16 protein-coding genes are annotated in these 17,821 nt (G+C 71.2%); 5 read left to right on the top strand and 11 right to left on the bottom strand.

The features are described from left to right. Nucleotides 1–41: 41 nt before the first annotated feature. Together OHB13_RS33455 and OHB13_RS33450 are read right to left on the bottom strand one after the other, a co-directional pair. Nucleotides 42–2,225: a putative bifunctional diguanylate cyclase/phosphodiesterase gene (locus OHB13_RS33455; protein WP_328379601.1), complete on the bottom strand. Its 2,184-nt coding sequence runs from the start codon at nt 2,223–2,225 to the stop codon at nt 42–44. Then, on the bottom strand, nt 2,222–3,034 hold the full coding sequence (locus OHB13_RS33450) for an SAM-dependent methyltransferase (protein WP_328379600.1): 813 nt from the start codon (nt 3,032–3,034) through the stop codon (nt 2,222–2,224). The genes OHB13_RS33455 and OHB13_RS33450 overlap by 4 nt, the downstream gene beginning before the upstream one ends. A 915-nt stretch (nt 3,035–3,949) precedes the next feature. On the opposite strand from OHB13_RS33450, the gene OHB13_RS33445 reads away from it, so the two are divergent. The 4 genes from OHB13_RS33445 to OHB13_RS33430 all read left to right on the top strand — a co-directional run bounded on the left by OHB13_RS33445 (nt 3,950) and on the right by OHB13_RS33430 (nt 6,633). Then, nucleotides 3,950–4,717, top strand: a complete 768-nt coding sequence (locus tag OHB13_RS33445) for a bestrophin-like domain (protein ID WP_266850701.1) — start codon at nt 3,950–3,952, stop codon at nt 4,715–4,717. 89 nt (nt 4,718–4,806) lie between these two features. Further along, a complete protein-coding gene (locus OHB13_RS33440) occupies nt 4,807–5,268 on the top strand; it encodes a universal stress protein (RefSeq protein WP_266850703.1) in 462 nt (153 codons plus the stop codon). A gap of 119 nt (nt 5,269–5,387) precedes the next feature. Beyond that, nucleotides 5,388–5,960 (top strand): sigma-70 family RNA polymerase sigma factor, encoded by a 573-nt coding sequence (locus OHB13_RS33435; RefSeq protein WP_401609060.1) that lies wholly within the window; start codon nt 5,388–5,390, stop codon nt 5,958–5,960. Nucleotides 5,961–6,147: 187 nt separating this feature from the next. Beyond that, nucleotides 6,148–6,633: a hypothetical protein gene (locus OHB13_RS33430; RefSeq protein ID WP_266850705.1), complete on the top strand. Its 486-nt coding sequence runs from the start codon at nt 6,148–6,150 to the stop codon at nt 6,631–6,633. Between the two features lie 10 nt (nt 6,634–6,643). Here OHB13_RS33430 and OHB13_RS33425 read toward each other — a convergent pair whose 3' ends face one another. The 6 genes from OHB13_RS33425 to OHB13_RS33400 all read right to left on the bottom strand — a co-directional run bounded on the left by OHB13_RS33425 (nt 6,644) and on the right by OHB13_RS33400 (nt 13,811). Beyond that, the gene (locus tag OHB13_RS33425) at nt 6,644–7,483 is read right to left on the bottom strand and encodes an ABC transporter ATP-binding protein (RefSeq protein ID WP_328379599.1); all 840 of its coding nucleotides are present in this window, start codon (nt 7,481–7,483) and stop codon (nt 6,644–6,646) included. After that, nucleotides 7,480–8,481 carry an ABC transporter ATP-binding protein gene (locus OHB13_RS33420; protein WP_266850709.1) on the bottom strand — a complete coding sequence of 334 codons (1,002 nt, stop codon included), beginning with the start codon at nt 8,479–8,481 and terminating at the stop codon, nt 7,480–7,482. Before OHB13_RS33420 ends, OHB13_RS33425 begins: the two co-directional genes overlap by 4 nt. Beyond that, nucleotides 8,478–9,440, bottom strand: a complete 963-nt coding sequence (locus OHB13_RS33415) for an ABC transporter permease (RefSeq protein WP_328379598.1) — start codon at nt 9,438–9,440, stop codon at nt 8,478–8,480. The genes OHB13_RS33420 and OHB13_RS33415 overlap by 4 nt, the downstream gene beginning before the upstream one ends. Next, complete coding sequence (locus OHB13_RS33410) at nt 9,437–10,384, bottom strand: ABC transporter permease (protein ID WP_266850713.1); 948 nt, start codon at nt 10,382–10,384, stop codon at nt 9,437–9,439. Before OHB13_RS33410 ends, OHB13_RS33415 begins: the two co-directional genes overlap by 4 nt. Further along, nucleotides 10,384–12,051, bottom strand: a complete 1,668-nt coding sequence (locus tag OHB13_RS33405) for an ABC transporter substrate-binding protein (RefSeq protein WP_266850714.1) — start codon at nt 12,049–12,051, stop codon at nt 10,384–10,386. The genes OHB13_RS33410 and OHB13_RS33405 overlap by 1 nt, the downstream gene beginning before the upstream one ends. A gap of 92 nt (nt 12,052–12,143) precedes the next feature. Further along, nucleotides 12,144–13,811: an amidohydrolase gene (locus tag OHB13_RS33400; RefSeq protein ID WP_328379597.1), complete on the bottom strand. Its 1,668-nt coding sequence runs from the start codon at nt 13,809–13,811 to the stop codon at nt 12,144–12,146. Nucleotides 13,812–13,958: 147 nt separating this feature from the next. On the opposite strand from OHB13_RS33400, the gene OHB13_RS33395 reads away from it, so the two are divergent. After that, complete coding sequence (locus tag OHB13_RS33395; protein ID WP_328379596.1) at nt 13,959–14,669, top strand: TetR/AcrR family transcriptional regulator; 711 nt, start codon at nt 13,959–13,961, stop codon at nt 14,667–14,669. Nucleotides 14,670–14,726: 57 nt separating this feature from the next. On the opposite strand, the gene OHB13_RS33390 is transcribed toward OHB13_RS33395, so the two are convergent. Genes OHB13_RS33390 through OHB13_RS33380 form a run of 3 tightly spaced genes read right to left on the bottom strand, consistent with a single transcriptional unit; the run spans nt 14,727 to nt 17,760 of the window. Then, nucleotides 14,727–15,914 (bottom strand): sensor histidine kinase, encoded by a 1,188-nt coding sequence (locus OHB13_RS33390; protein ID WP_328379595.1) that lies wholly within the window; start codon nt 15,912–15,914, stop codon nt 14,727–14,729. Continuing rightward, the gene (locus OHB13_RS33385) at nt 15,911–17,401 is read right to left on the bottom strand and encodes a sodium/solute symporter (protein ID WP_328379594.1); all 1,491 of its coding nucleotides are present in this window, start codon (nt 17,399–17,401) and stop codon (nt 15,911–15,913) included. The genes OHB13_RS33390 and OHB13_RS33385 overlap by 4 nt, the downstream gene beginning before the upstream one ends. Beyond that, nucleotides 17,398–17,760 (bottom strand): hypothetical protein, encoded by a 363-nt coding sequence (locus tag OHB13_RS33380; protein WP_328379593.1) that lies wholly within the window; start codon nt 17,758–17,760, stop codon nt 17,398–17,400. The genes OHB13_RS33385 and OHB13_RS33380 overlap by 4 nt, the downstream gene beginning before the upstream one ends. Nucleotides 17,761–17,821 lie beyond the last annotated feature (61 nt).

Below are 17,821 nucleotides of genomic sequence, written 5' to 3'. Positions count from 1 at the left end.
TCGGCCGGCCGGGCCGGATCAGTGAGCCGCGCCCGGCCACGTCACACAGCGTCGGCCAGCGACAGCGTGTGGATCCGGTCGGGTGCGCCGGGCCGTGCGTAGTACCAGCCCTGGGCCGTGTCGCAGCCCAGCTCCTTCAGCTGGTCGGCCTGCGCGCCGGTCTCCACGCCCTCGACGGTGACCGCCAGCTTCAGGCTGTGCGCCAGCGCGACGATCCCCTCGACGATCCTGAGGTCGACCGGGTCGGCCGGATGCTGCTGCATCGACTGCGTGAACGACCGGTCCAGCTTCAGCACGCTCACCGGCAGCCTGCGCAGATTGGCGAGGTTGGAGTATCCGGTGCCGAAGTCGTCGAGCGCGATGTCCACGCCCATGTCGGCCAGTTGCCGCAACGGCTTCAGCAGGTCGTCGTCGGCGCCGATCAGCGCCGACTCGGTGACCTCCAGGCAGAGCGCGCCCGGATCGAGGCCGGTGCGCTCCAGGACCGCCACCGTGTCGGCGACGAGCCCCGGGTGGTAGAGCTGGGTGGGCGAGAGGTTGACGTTGATCCGCAGTGGCCCGCCGTCGCTGTGCGCGGGGTGCAGCTGCTGCCAGCCCCTCGCCTGCCGTACGGACTCCTCCAGCACCCAGCGGCCGAGCGGCACGATCAGTCCGGTGTGCTCGGCGAGCGAGATGAACCGGTCGGGCCCGAGTATCCCGTGCTGCGGATGCGACCAGCGCACCAGCGCCTCCGCCCCGTGCACGGTGCCGTCGCCGAGGTGCACCAGCGGCTGGTACTCGATGAAGAACTCGCCGCGTTCCAGAGCCGCGGGCAGCGCGGTGGTGAGTCCGTGCCGGGTGATGGCGCGGGCGTCCGCCTCGGCGTCGGCCAGCTGGAAGCGGTTGCCGCCCGCGGCCTTCGCCCGGTACATCGTGATGTCGGCGCTGCGCAGCACCTCGGCCGCGCTCTGTGTCCCGGACAGCCCCTCGACCACCCCGATACTCCCCCGGACGGTCAGCTCCCGGCCGTCGATCCGGATGGGGGCCGCCAGCACCGACAGGATGCGTACGGCCAGTTCCTCGACCTCGTCGGCGGACTCGTACCCCGTGGTGAGCGCGACGAATTCGTCACCGCCCAGCCGGGCCACCATCTCGCCGGACGCCGTCGCACAGCTCTGCAGCCGGTCGGCGACCTCGACCAGCATCCGGTCGCCCGCCGAGTGCCCGAGGCTGTCGTTGATCGCCTTGAAGCCGTCGAGGTCCAGATAGCAGAGGCCGAAGCGCATCCGGTCGGGTGCGGTGACCGCCTTGTCCAGCCGCTCGAAGAAGAGGGTGCGGTTGGGCAGTCCGGTCAGCGCGTCGTGCGTCGCCTCGTACCGCAGCCGCAGATTGAGCAGCCGCCGCTCGGTGGTGTCCTCGATGAGCGCCAGCTGGTACTGCGGCTTGCCCTCCGCGTCCCGCAGCAGCGACACCGTGAGGTTGGTCCACAGGACGGTGCCGTCGTTGCGGTAGTACGGCTTCTCGACCCGGTAGTGCTCACGGTCGCCGCGCACCAGCTCGGCGTGGAGCCGCCAGACCTGCGGGGCGTCGTCGGGGTGCACCCACTCGTTGACCTTGCGGCTGCGCACATGGTGGTCGACCCCGCCGAACATCCGCAGCAGGGCCGCGTTGATCTCCAGGATGTTGCCGTCCAGGTCGGCGATGCCGATACCGACCGCCGCGTCCTCGAACACCGCGCGGAAACGCGTCTCGGTGACGTGCAGCGCCTTCTCGGCGGCGCTGCGCGCGGAGAGCGCCGAGCGGGCGATGGCCTCCTGCTCCGCGAGGGTGCGTTCGCGCAGCGCCTGGGCGAACCCGGCGGCCAGGGAGTGCTGGAGGCGGGCGCAGCGGTTGCGGATCTCCTCGGCGGTCAGGTCGGGGCCCGTGTCGAGCGCGCCGCAGTAGAGCACCAGATACGAGTCGACCACCCCGAGAGTCCGGCTGAGGGCGTCGGGGTCGGTGCAGTGGGCGGCCACCAGTTCGCCGCCGATCCGGTGGGCGGGCGCCGGGTCGAAGGGCCAGGCGTGCAGCGCCTCGCTGAGGCCACGCGCGAGCGGCAGCAGATGCTGCTCGAACTCGGGCCTGGTCAGCGAGGTGGCGGTGGACGGGAAGATGGCCCGGCTCCAGATGGTCGCGAAGCGGCCGATTCTGTCCTCGGGACTGTCCTGGTCGGCCGGGGACGCCGACTTCTGCCTCGGCAGGTTCACGGCCTGAGTCCCACTCCCACGACACCCGCGAAGGCGTACGGGTCCTCCTGGTCGACCGGGGTCTCCGGCCGCCACTCCGGCATGGCGACCAGTCCGGGCTGTACGAGTTCGTACCCGTCGAAGAACCGGGCGACCTCCTCGCCCGAGCGCATCACCAGCGGGTTGCGGATGCTGCGGTAGACGCCGACCGCACCGCCCGCCTGCTCCTGCGGGAGCGTCATCCGCTCGTACGACGCGTGGGTGAGGATCAGCAGGCTGCCGGGCGCGAGGGCGTCGCGCAGGGTGGCGACCGCCGTGTACGGGTCGTCGGCCTCCTCGATGAAGTGGAGTACGGCCACCAGCAGCAGCGCCACCGGGCGGTCGAGGTCGAGCAGGGCCTTTACCTCGGGGCAGTTCAGGATGTCCTGGGGCTTGCGCAGGTCGGCGGCGGCCACCGCGGTCAGGTCGTTGCCTTCGAGCACGGCCTTGCTGTGGGCGACGGCGACCGGGTCGTGGTCGATGTACACCACCCGGGAACCGGGATCGACGGACTGGGCGACCTCGTGCACATTTCCGAAGGTCGGTATGCCGGAGCCGATGTCGAGGAACTGGGTGATTCCCCGTTCCACGGCGAACCGCACCGCCCGGCGCATGAAGGCCCGGTTCGCCTGCATCACCTTGGGAAGTCCAGGCATGAACTCCATGGCTTTGCGGGCGGCCTCGCGGTCCACCTCGAAATTGTGCGAACCGCCCAAGTAGTAGTCGTAGATCCGCGACACGCTCGGCACCGAAAGATCGATGCCCTGCGGGGCCCAGGCAGGACGCTCCATCAATGTCTCCAACAGGTCGGCACGACGGTCGGCCATTGTCCATGGCCACTGTGACTGTGGGGGCCGAATCTACTGACCACCTGGCAAGAGAGCGAGCAAAAACGGAAATTGGCGGTCCGTTATTGGTCACATGCAGCTGGCAAGTGCTCCCGGCCTGCCGCCACGCGCTCCGTGCGAGCGTGGCGGAGCCCATCGTAAGCACCCTCCTCCGCGGCAATTCCCGCGGGTGACACGTGAGATGGCCGACTCAAACACAAAGGCGCAGATATCCCCCCTTCCGGCGAATCGGCGACAACGCCGGAGTGCTGACGTGCCGGGCGGATCATGCTGCTCGGCATGTACCGATCGCCGCGGACACTCGTTCCGCTCACCGGCCGGCTGCTGGCGGTGGCGGGCCTCCTCTGGTTGCCGCTGATACCCGTGCCCGCAGCGTCTTCCGACTGCTCCTACGCCTCCATCTCCCAGTCGGGTCAAGCCGTTTCGGGGAGAGCGGTCGCCATCGGCGGCAGCAGCAGCTGCACGGCTGAGCACACCCACAAGCCGAAGCCCCCGCCGCCGCGGCCGAAACCGCCTGCCCCGCCACCTCCGCCACCTCCGCCTCCGCCGCCTCCGCCGCCTCCGCCGCCTCCGCCGGTGTACCACCCGCCGCCCGTCCAGCACCGCGCGCCGGCCCCGGCACCACCGCCGGCCCCCGCGCCACGGCCCGCACCACCGAAGCCTTCGGTACGCCCGCGACCGCCGGCGCCGAAGCCCGTGGCCCTCCCGGATTACAAGGCCCCCGTGCGGAAGAAGCCGCACACCGGGCCGCCCATCGTCACGCTGATGCTTCTGGTGACGGCTCCCGCCGTCTTCGCCGTGGCCGTGCTGCGCCCGCGCTCCTCCCGCTGATCCGCCCGCTCACCGACGGAGACACCCGTGTCGGAATGGCTTGTTCTCACTCTCGCGATGGCGGCCGCCTGTGCCGTCGTCCTGACCATCACCCTGCTCAGCAACCGCCGGATCCCCGAGGACGACGACCCGTCGGAGACCCCCGACGTCATCGAGTACATGACGATGATGATCGGCGTGATCTACGCGATCGTGCTGGGCCTGGCCATCGCAGGCGTCTGGGAGGGCCTCGGCGCCGCCCAGGAATCCGTCCGTACGGAGGCCCAGGCCCTGCACGAGGTCGACGCCCGCTCGGCCGTCTATCCGCCCGCTGTCCATCAGCGCATCCACAACGACGTGGAGACCTATGTCAGTTACGTTCTGGACACCGAGTGGAAGCACATGGGCGAGCACGGCGACCTCACCGACCGGGGTGCGCAACTCCTCAACCAGGTACGCCGGGACGTCACCGACTACAAGCCCGCGAACGATCACGAGGGGGAGGCCTACCAGCCGCTGGTCGACCAGGTGGCCGCGGCCGACGACGCCCGCAGTTCACGGGCGCAGAGCGCGCAGGCGACGATGCCGGGGGTCGTCTGGTTCGGTCTCATCACCGGTGCGGTGATCACCGTCGGGCTGATCTTCACCCTGCAGATCCGGCGCTCCCCGAAGGAACTGCTGCTCGCCGGGCTCTTCAGCGCGCTGATCGCCTTCCTGCTCTTCCTGATCTGGGACTTCGACGCGCCATTCGGCCGGGGCGTCATCTCCGCCACGGCCGGTCCATTCCTCGACCTCTTCCCGCACGCCTCGAAATAGCCCCGAAAGCCCCAGGGGCCTCGGGAGCTTCGGGAGCCCCGGAAAGGTCGAAAATAGGAGCCCGAACGCCGGAGCGATAACCTCTCGGCGTGACAGATCAGCAGCCTCACCAGTTCGAACGCGGTACAGACGGTCCCAAGGTGATCGTGGTCGGGATCGACGGATCGGAGCCGTCGCTCCGGGCCGCCTCGTACGCCGCGGGACTCGCCCGGCGGCAGAACGCACTGCTCGCCATCGTGTACGTGCAGCCGGTGCTCTCCGCCGGGGTGTCCCTCGGGGCCCCGGTCGGAGAGACCACCGGGGAGATCGCCGAGGCACTGGTCGCCGAGATCCGGACCGCGACCGAGCGGGTCAAGGAGATATTCGCCGTGCGCTGGGAGTTCCACACCTTCCGCGGCGATCCGTACAACGGTCTGGTCACCGCGGCCGACGAGCTCAAGGCGGACGCCGTGGTGGTCGGGGCCTCCGAGTCGGCCGGCCACCGGATCATCGGATCGGTGGCCGTCCGGCTGGTCAAGGCCGGCCGCTGGCCGGTCACCGTCGTCCCGTAACCGGCTTCCTCCCAGGTCGCGCAGAATCCGCGCAGGGCACAGCCCGGCGCGCACGCCGACCGCTCACCGTGCCGTTCGTCGCACCGTTCAACCGCTCGCCGCAGAGCCGTGCCCGGCCGCTGTCCCTCCCCGCCGTGCTGCGCTCGTATACGGAGGTGACCTCCACACAGACGCGCCGCGGAACGGACGAGCGGGATCTCCTCGAACTCCAGCGCAGCCACGGCGGTGCGCTGCTGCAGTTCCTGCTGCGTCTGACGTACGGAGACCGGCAGCGCGCCGAGGACCTGGTGCAGGAGACCCTGGTGCGTGCCTGGCAGCACCCCGAGGCCTTCGAGGGTCCGTACGAGTCGATACGGCCCTGGCTGTTCACGGTGGGCAGACGGCTGGCCATCGATGCCCGCAGATCCCGGCTGGCGCGCCCGGCCGAGGTGAGCGACCGGCTGCTGGAGTCCGCCGCCACGCACGGCGATCCCGCCGAGCGGTCGGCCGCCGCCCTCGACGTCCGTGAGGCGGTACGGACCCTGAGCCCGGAACACCGGGAGGTGCTGGTGCAGATCTACTTCCGCGGGCTGAGTGTGCACGAGGCCGCTTCGGCGCTCGGGATTCCGGCAGGGACCGTCAAGTCCCGTGCGTACTACGCCCTGCGCGCCCTGGGCCGCAGCCTGCCCGGCTATCCGGACGGGGTCCGCTGAGCCGCCGGGAAGCCGGGCCCGCCGGGAAGCCGGTCTTCCCTGTCCACAGGGCGCCGTCCGGTGAATCCTGGGTTTATGGCCACGTGGGGCTCCCGGCACGGGTTCAATGCTCCGTGGAGCGTCTGACGGCGCGCCTGCCGACGAGTCGGAGAACTGCCCGGCCGAGAGACGAAAGAGGCGAGACGGGATGCGTCCCGAGAGCACCAACGGGACCAGTGGTGGCGAACTACTGGTCCCGATGGACTGGATGTACGCCGAGTACATCGCGGATGAACTGCTGCGGACCGGCGATCTCATGCCGCCGACGACGATCGAGTACCAGGCAGGACGGGACGCGCTGGCGCTGACCGTCTTCCTCTCCGACGGCCCGGTCGGCGGCGCGCGGGTGGTGGCGCGGCTCGACGAATGGCTGTCACTCACCGCGTACGACGCCCGCTGGCGGGAGTGGGTGTGCCGCCGCATCGGGGAGCTGGTGGATGCGGGCGGGCAGGGGCCCGACCTGCCGCTGGCTCTGGCGGCCTGGCGGTGGCTGGAGGACACCGAGCTGTTCGCGGCCGATCTCGACGCGGTCACACCGGGAGCGGTGCCGGGCCGGGACGACGAGCCCCGGGTGTGGACCCCGGCCTGGCAGCTGGGGCTGCCGCTGGGCCATCTGGCGATCCATCTGTTCTGAGGCGCGCTCCTCACCCGCCGGGCCGCCAGCCGGGTGTCGGGACGGCCGCGCGCAGGGCGCGGGTGTACTCGTCCGCGGGGGCGTCCAGTACCTGCGCGCAGCTGCCCTGCTCCACGACCCGGCCGCGCCGCAGCACCAGCGCGCTGTCGCACAACTGCCTGACCACCGCGAGGTCGTGGGAGATCAGCAGATAGACGATCCCGGTCTCGGCCCGGATGTCGGCGAGCAGATTGAGGATCTGCGCCTGGATGGAGACATCGAGCGCGGAGACCGCCTCGTCCAGGATCAGTACTCGCGGCTCGGCCGCGAGAGCGCGGGCGATGGCTGTCCGCTGGCGCTGACCCCCCGACAACTCCTTGGGTTTGGCATTGGATTGACGGGCCGTCAGTCCGACCTGGTCCACCAGCTCATCCACCCGGGCGGCACGTTGGGGTTCCGTCAGGTCCGTTTGGTGCCGCAGCACCTCCTCGACCGCGGACCGTACGCTCTGCGTGGGGTCCAGAGAGGTGTAGGGGTCCTGGAAGACGATCTGCGCCTCCCGTGCCCTGCGGCGGCGTTCGGCGGCGCCACGGCCCGGCCGGGAACGGTCGCGTCCCAGGACGGTGATGGTCCCGCTGGTGGGGCGTTCCAGGCCCACCAGCATCCGGGCGATGGTGGTCTTGCCGGACCCGGACTCCCCCACGATGCCGAGCGAACCGCCGGCCGGCACGGTGAAGTCGACGTCCGCGACAGCGGTGTGGCGGGTCTGGCCGCCGCTGCCGTCCGGCACTTTGAAGACCTTGCCCAGGCCGTGAACGGAGACCGCGTCGGCCGCGGCCCGGTCGGGCTGGTGCTGTACGGCGCTGGTCATGCGCTCGCCTCCTCGGCGCAGATCTCGGCGACCCGGTGGCAGCGCACCAGACCGTCCTGGAAGGGCAGCAGCTCCGGACGGCTGCGCCGGCAGATGTCCTGGGCATGCGCGCAGCGGTCGGCGAACGCGCAGCCCGGGCCCGTTTCGAACGCCGAGACCGGGCGTCCCGGAATGGCGTCCAGCCGCTCCATCCGGGCATCGATGGACGGCCGCGAGCCCAGCAGTCCCAGCGTGTACGGGTGCGAGGCCCGGTGGTGCAGTTCGTCGGCGGCGCGGATCTCCACGATCCGGCCCGCGTACATCACCGCGACGCGCCCGCAGACCGCGAGTGCCAGGTCCAGGTCGTGGGTGATGAAGACCATGCCGATGCCGCGTTCACGGCGCAGCCGGTCCAGGATGCCCACGACTTCCGCCTGGATGGTGACGTCCAGCGCTGTGGTGGGTTCGTCGGCGAGGATCAGCCGGGGCTCGGCCAGCAGCACCGAAGCGATCATCACGCGTTGCAGCATGCCGCCGGACAGTTCGTGCGGGTACTGCCGCAGCCGCCGGGCCGGGTCGTCGATTCCGACCTCGGCCAGTACCGCCTCGGCGCGCGCCCGGGCGTCCTTCCGGCTGACGCCGCGGTTGCGGACCAGGGCTTCGGTGAGGAAGGAGCCGACGCGCCGGATCGGGTTGATATGGGCTCGCGGGTCCTGGAACACCATGCCGACGCGGTTGTCCCGGTAGCGGCGCAGCTCAGCGGCGTCCATCGCGCCGACGTCCTGGCCTTCGAAGCGCAGGACGCCTTCGGCGCGGGCCCCGGCCGGCAGCAGCCGGGTGACGGCACGCACCGTCATCGACTTGCCCGAGCCGGATTCGCCGACCAGACCCAGTGCTTCGCCCGGGGCGAGGGTGAGGTCGATGCCGTCGAGGACCGGCCGCAGGGTGTCCTGCGCGGCGAGATGGACACTGAGGCCGGCGATTTCCAGCAGTGGTGGGGATGGTGTCGTGTCGGTCATGACAGGGCTCCGGTGGTTCGGGCAGTGCGGCGGGGTGTGCGGCGGCGGCGCAGATACGGCTGGGGGCGCTCGCCGCTGATCCGGCTGCCGAGCACGGTGAGCGCCAGTACGCACAGCACGATCAGCACCCCGGGAGCGATGACGGTGAGCCAGTAGCCCTTGGCCAGGGCGTCGCTGTCGCTGACCATGACGCCCCAGTCGGATCCAGGTGCCTGCACGGCGAGGCCCAGATACGACAGCGACGCCAGGTCCAGCAGGGCGTAGCCGAAGGCGATGGCGGCCTGGCCGAGCACCACCGGGGTAATGTTGCGCAGGATGTGACGGACCGTGATGCGCAGCGTCCCGAACCCCTGGACGGCCAGCGCGTCCACATAGGGGCTGACACGCTGCTGGCGGGCGGCGGCGCGCACGATCCGGCCGAGGAAGGGGATGTAGGCGATGGAGAGCGCGGCGACCGCCGGTGTGAGCCCGGGTCCGAACAGCGCCACGGCGAGCACCGCGAGCAGCAGCCCCGGCAGGGCGTACACCAGGTCGAAGACACGGGCGATGACGGCGTCCACCGCTCCGCCGTACCAGGATCCGGCCAGTGCCAGCGGGATGCCGATCAGCAGCGAGACCGCCACCACGAGTGCGGGCCCGAGCAGGCTGGTGCGCGAGCCGTAGACGAGCCGGGAGGCGATGTCGCGTCCGAGGCCGTCGGCGCCCAGCAGATGCGCGCCGGACGGAGCGGCGTAGGAGTCCAGGAGACTCTGGGTGTTGGGGTCGGTGGGCGCCAGCAGCGGCGCCGCGACCGCGAGTACCAGGACGAGCAGCAGGAAGGCGGCAGCCGCGATCCCGGAGACGCCGAGGGCGGCGCGGGCCCTGCGCGACCAGCCGGCCGCGGGGGCGGACCGTACGGTATCGGCTGGGCTGCCGGCGGTCTCTTCGACGGAGCCGGTGGAATCGGTGAGCGCGGTCATGCGGTCCTCCCCGCGGTGCGCAGGCGTGGGTCGATCAGGGCTTGGACCAGGTCGCTGACGGCGTTGCACACGACGAACGCGCCGACCAGCAGGAGCGCGACGGCCTGCACCACGGGGAAGTCCTTCTGCGCCACCGACTGGATGGTGAGCTGTCCGATGCCGGGCACCGCGAAGGCGGACTCCACCACGAGCGTGGAGGCGAACAGACCGGAGGTGAGCAGCCCGACGGCGGTGATCACCGGCGGCAGGGCATTGCGGAACACGTGGTCGCGCAGCACCACCCGCCGCGGCAGGCCCCGTACCAGCGCGGTCTGTACGTGCTCGCGGTCCAGCTGTTCGCGCAGGGCGTTGCGGGTGATCCGGGCCAGGAAGCCGGCCGAGATCAGGGCGAGCGCACAGGACGGCAGCACCAGGCCGTGCAGGGTCCCGCTCAACCCGCTGCTGGTTCCCGACGCCGGGAACCAGCCCAGGCGTACCGCGAACACCGAGATCAGCAGGGTGGAGGCGACAAACGGCGGTACGGTCACCGACACCGAGGTGATGGCGTTGACGGCGCCGTCCACCCGTCCGGGCCACAGTGCGGCGGCCGTTCCGAGCGTCAGCCCGAGCAGCACCACCAGCACGATGCTCAGACCGACCAGCAGCACGGTGGTGCCGAGTCCGGCGCCCACCCGGTCGCTGACGGGCTGTCCGGTGACCATGGAGCGGCCGAGGTCGCCGTGCAGCAGCCCGGTGAGCCAGTCCCAGTAGCGCACCAACAGCGGCTGGTCGAGGTGGAGTTGGTGGCGGACCGCGGCCCGCGCCTCCGCAGAGGGCGCGCGGCTGCCGAACAGGACGTTCTCCGGGCTGCCCGGAGCGAGGTAGAGGCTGCCGAAGACCAGCATGCTGGAGAGCAGCAGTGTGGTGACCATCCCGCCCAGGCGGTACAGCAGCAGGCGCCCCATCAGGGCGCACCGATGGCCGCGGCCCAGGCGGAGGCCATGTAGGAGAAGGTCAGCGGCGCGCCGGTGACCGCCTTGTTCTGGAACAGCACGGCGCGCGGCGCGACGATCGGGATCCACGGCAGATCGCGCGCCAGCACCTTCTGCGCGGTGAGCACATGGGCCGCACGCGCCTGCGGATTGACGGCGCCCTGGGCTTGCAGCAGGGCCTGCTTCACGGTGGGGTCGGAGTAGCCGTTGAAGTTCTGTGCGCCGGTATCGGTGGCGTAGCTGGCGTACATCGTGGCGGCCTCGGGGAACTCCAGGTAGTTGACCGTCAGGAACGAGTCATAGGCGGAGCGGGCCTTGCGGTCGGTGAACAGCTGTCCGTACTGCTGATCCGGCAGTCCGGTGATCTTCACGTTCAGGCCGATGGCCTTGCCGGTCTCCTGCAGTACCTGGGCAAGCTGGGCCTGGCTGGGGGTCCCGGCTGCGTAGCCGATGGTGATCTTCTTGCCGGTGGCCTTCGCCTGCTTGACCAGCGCGGTGGCGGCAGCCACGTCGGGAGCCTTGGCCAGGCTGTTGTATCCGGCGGAGTAGGTGGCCTTCGCGGGGCTGCCCTGCCAGAATCCGGGGCCCGCCACCGCGTACAGCGGGTCGGCTGCGCCATTGAACAAGGTGGTGGCAATGGCCTTGCGGTCGATGGCCATGGACAGCGCCTGCCGCACCCGCCGGTCGGCCAGGCCGCCGGTGAACCGGGTGACGATCAGGTCGATGTTCTGGGTCGTGGATCCCTTGGCGCCGACGTAGAGCTTTCCGCCGGCTGTCCTGCTCAGCTTGCCGATGGCGGAGGCGGGCAGGTCGAAGCCGCCCTGGAGGCTGCCCGATGCGAGCGCGTTGGCCAGCGCGGACGGGTCGGTGAGGAACTTGAAGGTGATGCTGTCGGCCTTGCCGGCCCGACTCGGGTCCCAGTACCGGGAATTGCGCTTGAGGACCATGGTGTTGGTGCCGTCGAAGGACCCGACGGTGTACGGACCGGCGCAGACCACGCCGGTGCCGGGGCTGCCGAAGTGCTGCCCGGCCTTGACCGCGAACTCCTTCTCCACGACAGCGGCGGCCAGTACCCCCAGGTCGTGCACGAACAGGTAGTCGGGCCGGCTGAAGGTGATCGTGACCTGGGCGGCGCCGGTGGCCTTGATCGCGCTGACGTCGGCGTAGCTGTCGGAGAAATTGCTGGCCACCTTGGGGTCCTGGTTGCGCGCCAGGCTGAAGGCGACGTCCTCGGCGGTGACCGGATGACCGTCGCTGAAGACGGCGCGCGGGTCCAGGTCGAGTACCAGGTGGGTGGCGTCGGGCTGCTTCCAGGACTTGGCGATGCCCGGTCGCAGGCTGTAGTCGGGCGCGGTGCGCAGCACCGGCTCGCAGACATTGCCCAGGATGGTCTCCTCCGGGTAGTCGGCGGTCTTGAGCGGGTCCTCGGAGTACGGGGCGTGGTAGTCCCCGGACCAGGTGAGGTTGCCGATCCTGCCCTTGCCGGGGGCGGTGGTGACCTGCGTGCCGCTGAAGTTGCTGCGGGAGCCGGAGGTGTCGGCGTGCGTGCCGGATCCGCCGCAGGCGGTGGCGAGCAGCGCGAGGGCCGCGACCGGGACGGCGGCGCGCAGCCGGCCGCGTCTGGTCGGGCGCGCCTTCATAGGTGCCTTCATCTGCATGGTGGTGCCTCTCCGTAGGACGGCGAAGGGGAGGGAGGGTTACTGAAGGACGGTGAGGTCAGGACGCGGTGAGGTCAGGAAGCGGCGTGCACGAGAACGCCTTCGACGTAGGTGCGGTCCACCCCGGTGCGGCCGATGTCCCGGGCGGGCCCCGCGAAGGGGTCGCGGTCCAGCACGACCAGATCGGCGTACTTGCCGGGCTGTACCGAACCGGTCTCCGCGTCCAGGTGGTTCACCCGCGCGCTGCCCGCGGTGTACGCCGCGATGGCGGCGCCCAGGTCGATCCGCTCCTCGGGGCCGAAGACCCGTTCGCCGTCCTCGGGCCCGCACCGGTTGACGGCCACATGGGCTCCGAGCATCACGTCCGGGGTGCTCACCGACCAGTCGCTGCCCGCCGCGAGCATCGCCCCGGCGCGCAGCAGTGAGCCGAACGGGTACTGCCAGCCGGACCGGCGCTCACCCAGGAAGGGGATGGTGAGTTCGTCCATCTGCGGTTCGTGCATCGCCCACAGGGGCTGGATGTTGGCGGTCGCGCCCAGCGCCCGGAAGCGCGGGATGTCGTCGGGGTGGACCACTTGCAGGTGCGCGAGATGGTGCCGGTTCCCCCGCCGGCCGTTGCGCCGCTGCGCTTCCTCGACGGCGTCCAGGGCGCTGCGCACGGCGCGGTCGCCCAGCGCGTGGAAGTGCACCTGGAATCCGGCCGCGTCCAACTCGCTGACGTACTCGGCGAGTTTGCCCGGGTCGATGAAGTCGATCCCGGACTCGCCGCTGGAGCAGCCGCAGCCGTCCAGATAGGGCTCCAGCATCGCGGCGGTGTGGTTCTCGGCGACACCGTCGAGCATGATCTTCACGCTCCCCGCCCGGAACCGTCCGCGCCCCTCCCCCGCGCCGGCCGCCTGCTCCCGTCGGTCGGCGAAGCCCGCGAGCTGTTCGAGTCCGCCGTCCCGGTCCCACCACTGGGCGCCGCGGACACGGGCGGTGAGCGTTCCCCGGCCGGCGGCGACGAGGTAGGCGCCGTACACATCACCGGGACCGAAGCCGCTGCCGACGGCGGCGTCCTGCCAGCCGGTGATGCCGAAGCCGTGCAGATGGCGCTGCCCTTCGAGCAGGCCTTCGTAGAACTCCTCGTCCGTGATGGCCGGGATGTGACGGGTCACCAGGTCGGCGGCCCCCTCCTGGAGCATCCCGGTGGGGACGCCGTCGCTGTCCCGCTCGATGCGGCCGTCCGCCGGGTCCGGTGTGTCGCGGTCGATGCCGGCGATCTCCAGGGCGCGGGAGTTGGCCCACAGGCCGTGTCCGTCCCGGTTGGGCAGGGCGACCGGGCGCTCCGGGACGACGGCGTCCAGCATGGAGCGGTGCGGAGTGCCGCCCGGGAACGCCTCCATGCTCCAGCCGCCGCCGGTGATCCACTCGCGCTGCGGATACGCGGCGGCGTAGGCGGCTACGGCGTCGACGTAGAGATCCGCTTCCTCCAGGTCGTACAGGGCGCAACTGCGCAGACCGGCCCCGGCGAGGACCGGATGGACATGCGAGTCCTGGAATCCCGGCAGGAGCAACTTCCCTGCCAGATCGACGACTTCGGTGTTCGCTCCGATGAGATGCCGGACGTCGTGGTCGTCGCCGACTACCACGATCCGGCCGTCACGGACGGCGACGGAGCCGGCCCAGGAGCGGGCCGGATCGACGGTGTAGACGGGGCCGCCGGTGAAGACCAGGTCGGCGAAGTGGTGATCGCGGGGCACGGGGCCTCCGTAGTGGGAAGTGGCACTGCCGGATGATCGAGCAGCAAAGCCGATGTCAATCTCACTGTCAACGGCGTTGACAACGATGCTCGGTTACGATCGGATCAACCCGGCCGCCTATGGGGCCGACCGACGGATGGAGCGCAGATGGGTCAGGCCAAACCGACCGCGGTAGCAGGCCGCACACGCAGGGCGGCCCTCACCAGGGAGTCGATCCTGGAGGCTGCGCTGCACGTGTGCTCACCCGAAGGCGGTGCGGTCCTGACCTTCAACCGGCTCGGCAAAGAGCTCGGCGCCGACCCCACCGCCGTCTACCGGCACTTCCGCGACAAGGACGAACTCGTACTGGCGCTCAGCGAAGTGCTGGTCCGGGAGTCGGAGGAACTCGCCGCCGCCGACGCGCCCGGCCGTGAGGACTGGCGCGGCTGGCTCACCGCCACCGCCCGCGCCTTGCGCACCGTCTACCTGCGCCGCCCGGTCCTCGCGGTACTCGCCGCCGGACGCACCACGGCCGGACCGGCGGAGACCGAGAGCGTCGAGGAGATCATCGGAGTACTCCACCAGGCCGGACTGCCCGTGATCGAGGCGGCCGAGTGCTACCGGATGGCCGTGGACCTGACGCTGGCGTTCATCCACACCAACGCCTCGTTCCTCGTCCTCGACGCCGACACCCAGGCCAAGGACGACTCTGCCTGGGCCGTCAAGTACGGCCTGCTGCCGGCCGACCGTTTCCCGCTGCTCCAGCAGAGCGCGGCCCGCCTCACCGAACTCTTCCGCAAGGACGAGGAAGTCTTCGAGATGGTCCTGTCGACCTTCCTCGACGGCGTGGCACTGCGCATCGAACGCGCCAGGGGGTGACCCGGGCGCCACGAGCCGCCGGTCCACCACCCGTCCCGTGGCCCTGTGGCGCGGGGATCACGAACCGTGCACGCCCGCACGGTATTTCGGGATGCGCAGAGTCACTTTCATCCCCGCGCCGCGCGCCGTCTCGATCACGAGGCCGTACTCGTCCCCGTACACCTGGCGCAGCCGTTCGTCCACGTTCAGCAGTCCGACGCCGGACGAGGTCCCGGCCTCACCGCGAAGAATCCGGCGCAGCCGGTCCGGCTCCATGCCGACGCCGTTGTCCTCGACCACCACCTCGGCCTCGGCCCCCGCGTCGAGCGCGCTGATGGTGACGCGGCTCTGTCCCGTCTCCCCCTCGATCCCGTGTTTGACGGCGTTCTCGACGAGCGGCTGCAGACAGAGGAACGGCAGCGCCACGGGCAGGACCTCCGGCGCGACCTGGAGCGTGACACCCAGCCGGTCGCCGAAGCGGGCCCGCACCAGGGCCAGGTACTGGTCGATGGAGTGCAGCTCCTCGGCGAGCGTGGTGAAGTCGCCGTGGCTGCGGAAGGAGTAACGGGTGAAGTCGGCGAACTCCAGGAGCAGTTCGCGTGCCCGCTCGGGGTCGGTGCGGACGAACGAGGCGATGGCCGCGAGGGAGTTGAAGATGAAGTGCGGGGAGATCTGCGCCCTCAGGGCCTTGATCTCTGCCTCGATCAACTGGGTGCGGGAACGGTCGAGTTCGGCGAGTTCCAGCTGTACGGAGACCCAGCGGGCCACCTCCCCGGCCGCCCGGGCGAGCACCGCCGACTCGCGCGGTGCGTAGGCGACGAGCGCGCCGAGCACCCCGCCGTCGACGGTCAGCGGGACGGCCACCGCCCAGCGCAGCGGGCAGTCCAGATCGTCGCAGGCACTGCTGAACGCCTGGTCCCTGCCGGTCTCCAGGAGGGCGCCCAACTGCTCCATGACGGGGGCGCGGTGGTGGTCACCGATGCCGTCCCAGGCGAGGACGCGCTCGCCGTCGGTGAGGCAGAGCGCGTCGGTGCCGAGCAGGGAGCGCAGCCGGCGTGCGGCCTTGCGGGCGCTTTCCCCGGTGAGCCCGGCCCGCAGCGGCGGGGCGGCGAGCGACGCGGCGTGCAGCGTCTCGAACGTCGCGTGCTCGACGGGCGTTCCGACGCCGCTGCCGCGTGCGGGGCGGGTGCGCCGGCCGAGCAGGAACCCGCCGGCCACCAGCAGCGGTCCGAGCACGATCAGCGCGGCGAGTGCGGCCCCGCTCACCGGCCGCCGCCCCGGGCCGCGGCCAGCGCCTCCGGCAGATGGAAGCGGGCCATGGCGGCGCTGGTGCCCGGCGGGATACGGCCAGGGGTGGCCAGCGACACCAGGATCATCGCGAGGAAGCCCACCGGTACGGACCATACGGCGGGCCAGGCGAGAAGGGTGTGCGCCCAGCCCGGCGGCACGCCCCCGCCCATCGTGACCGAGACGGCGATCAGCGCCGAGCCCCCGCCGAGCAGCAGTCCCGCGACGGCGCCGGGCGGGGTGAGGCGGCGCCACCAGATGCCCAGGACCAGCAGCGGGCAGAAGGACGAGGCGGACACGGCGAAGGCCATCCCGACGGCGTCGGCGACCGGTACGCCACTGACCAGCAGGGCGGCGCCGAGCGGTACGCCCATGGCCAGCAGCGTCGCGAGGCGGAAGTGCCGTACCCCGCGGGCCCCCTGGGTGAGGACACCGGTGACCGCCATGGTCAGTCCCGAGGCCGTGGAGAGGAAGGCGGCGAAGGCCCCGCCCGCGACGAGCGCACCGAGCAGGGCGCCGCCGGTGCCGCCGATCACCCGGCCCGGCAGCAGAAGCACGGCCGCGTCGGCGTCACCGCCGAGGGACAGCTCCGATGCGTACAGCCGTCCCAGCGCCCCGTACACCGGCGGGAGCAGATAGAAGGCGCCGATCAGTGCGAGGACCACGACGGTGGTGCGGCGGGCGGTGCGGCCGTCCGGGCTGGTGTAGAAGCGGACGACGACATGGGGCAGGCCCATGGTGCCGAGGAAGGTCGCGATGATCAGTCCGTAGGTCGCGTACAGCGGGTGTCCTGCCCGGTCGAAGCCTGCGGCGACGGCCAGTTGGGGGCCGACGGACGGCACCCGCGGGCGTCCGTCGCCCTGCCAGGCGAGGACCAGGAAGAGCGCGGGGACCAGCAGCGCGGTGAGTTTGAGCCAGTACTGGAACGCCTGGACGAAGGTGATGCTCCGCATTCCGCCCGCGGCGACCGAGAGCACGACGACCGCGGCGACGATCACCGGGCCCAGCCAGCCGGGCGCACCGGTGAGGATCTCCAGGGTGAGCCCGGCGCCCTGGAGCTGGGGCACCAGATAGAGCCACCCCGCGCCGGTGACGAGGACCCCGACCAGGCCGCGGACCTGCCGTGACTCAAGCCGTCCTTCGGCGAAGTCGGGCAGGGTGTAGGCGCCGGAGCGGCGCAGCGGTGCGGCGATGAGCACCAGCAGGACCAGATATCCGGCGGTGTAGCCGACCGGGTACCAGAGCATGTCGGGGCCGTGGACGAGGACGAGTCCGGCGATCCCCAGGAACGAGGCGGCGGAGAGGTACTCGCCGCTGATCGCCGCGGCGTTGAGCCGTGGGCCCACGGTGCGGGACGCCACGTAGAAGTCGGACGTCGTACGGGAGATCCGCAGGCCGAAGCCTCCGACGAGGACGGTGGCGAGGACGACGACGGCCACCGCCACCACGGCGTACGTGCGGCTCACCGCGCGGGGCGGCCTTCCACGAGACGGGCGAAGTCCTGTTCGTTGCGTTCGGCGCGGCGCACGTACCACCAGGCGACGGCCACCAGCAACGGGTAGGCGCAGAGGCCCAGGACGACCCAGACGGCCAGGTCGCTGCGGAGTGCGGTGAAGGCGAGCGGCAGGGTGCCGGCGAGGAGCGCGACGAGCGTGAAGGCACCGAGTCCGGCGCGGAGCTGACCGCGCATCAGGGAGCGTACGTAGGCGTCGCCCAGCGCGGTCTGTTCGTCGATCTCGGACTGCGTCCGGTGGCGGGGCAGCGGCCGCACCCGCCGGGGCTCGCCCGTCACCGTCTCGCGTCGGGGTGGCGGCTCTGCGGGCATGGCGCGGAGTGTACGCAGCGCGGCGAGCCGCCGGGAGGGAAACGGCGAAGGACCACTCGTG

It is taken from the genome of Streptomyces sp. NBC_00440 (assembly GCF_036014215.1).
Taxonomy (GTDB): Bacteria; Actinomycetota; Actinomycetes; order Streptomycetales; family Streptomycetaceae; genus Streptomyces.
The sequence above is the reverse complement of the archived record's forward strand: the minus strand, read 5'-3'. Positions and strand labels throughout refer to the sequence as shown.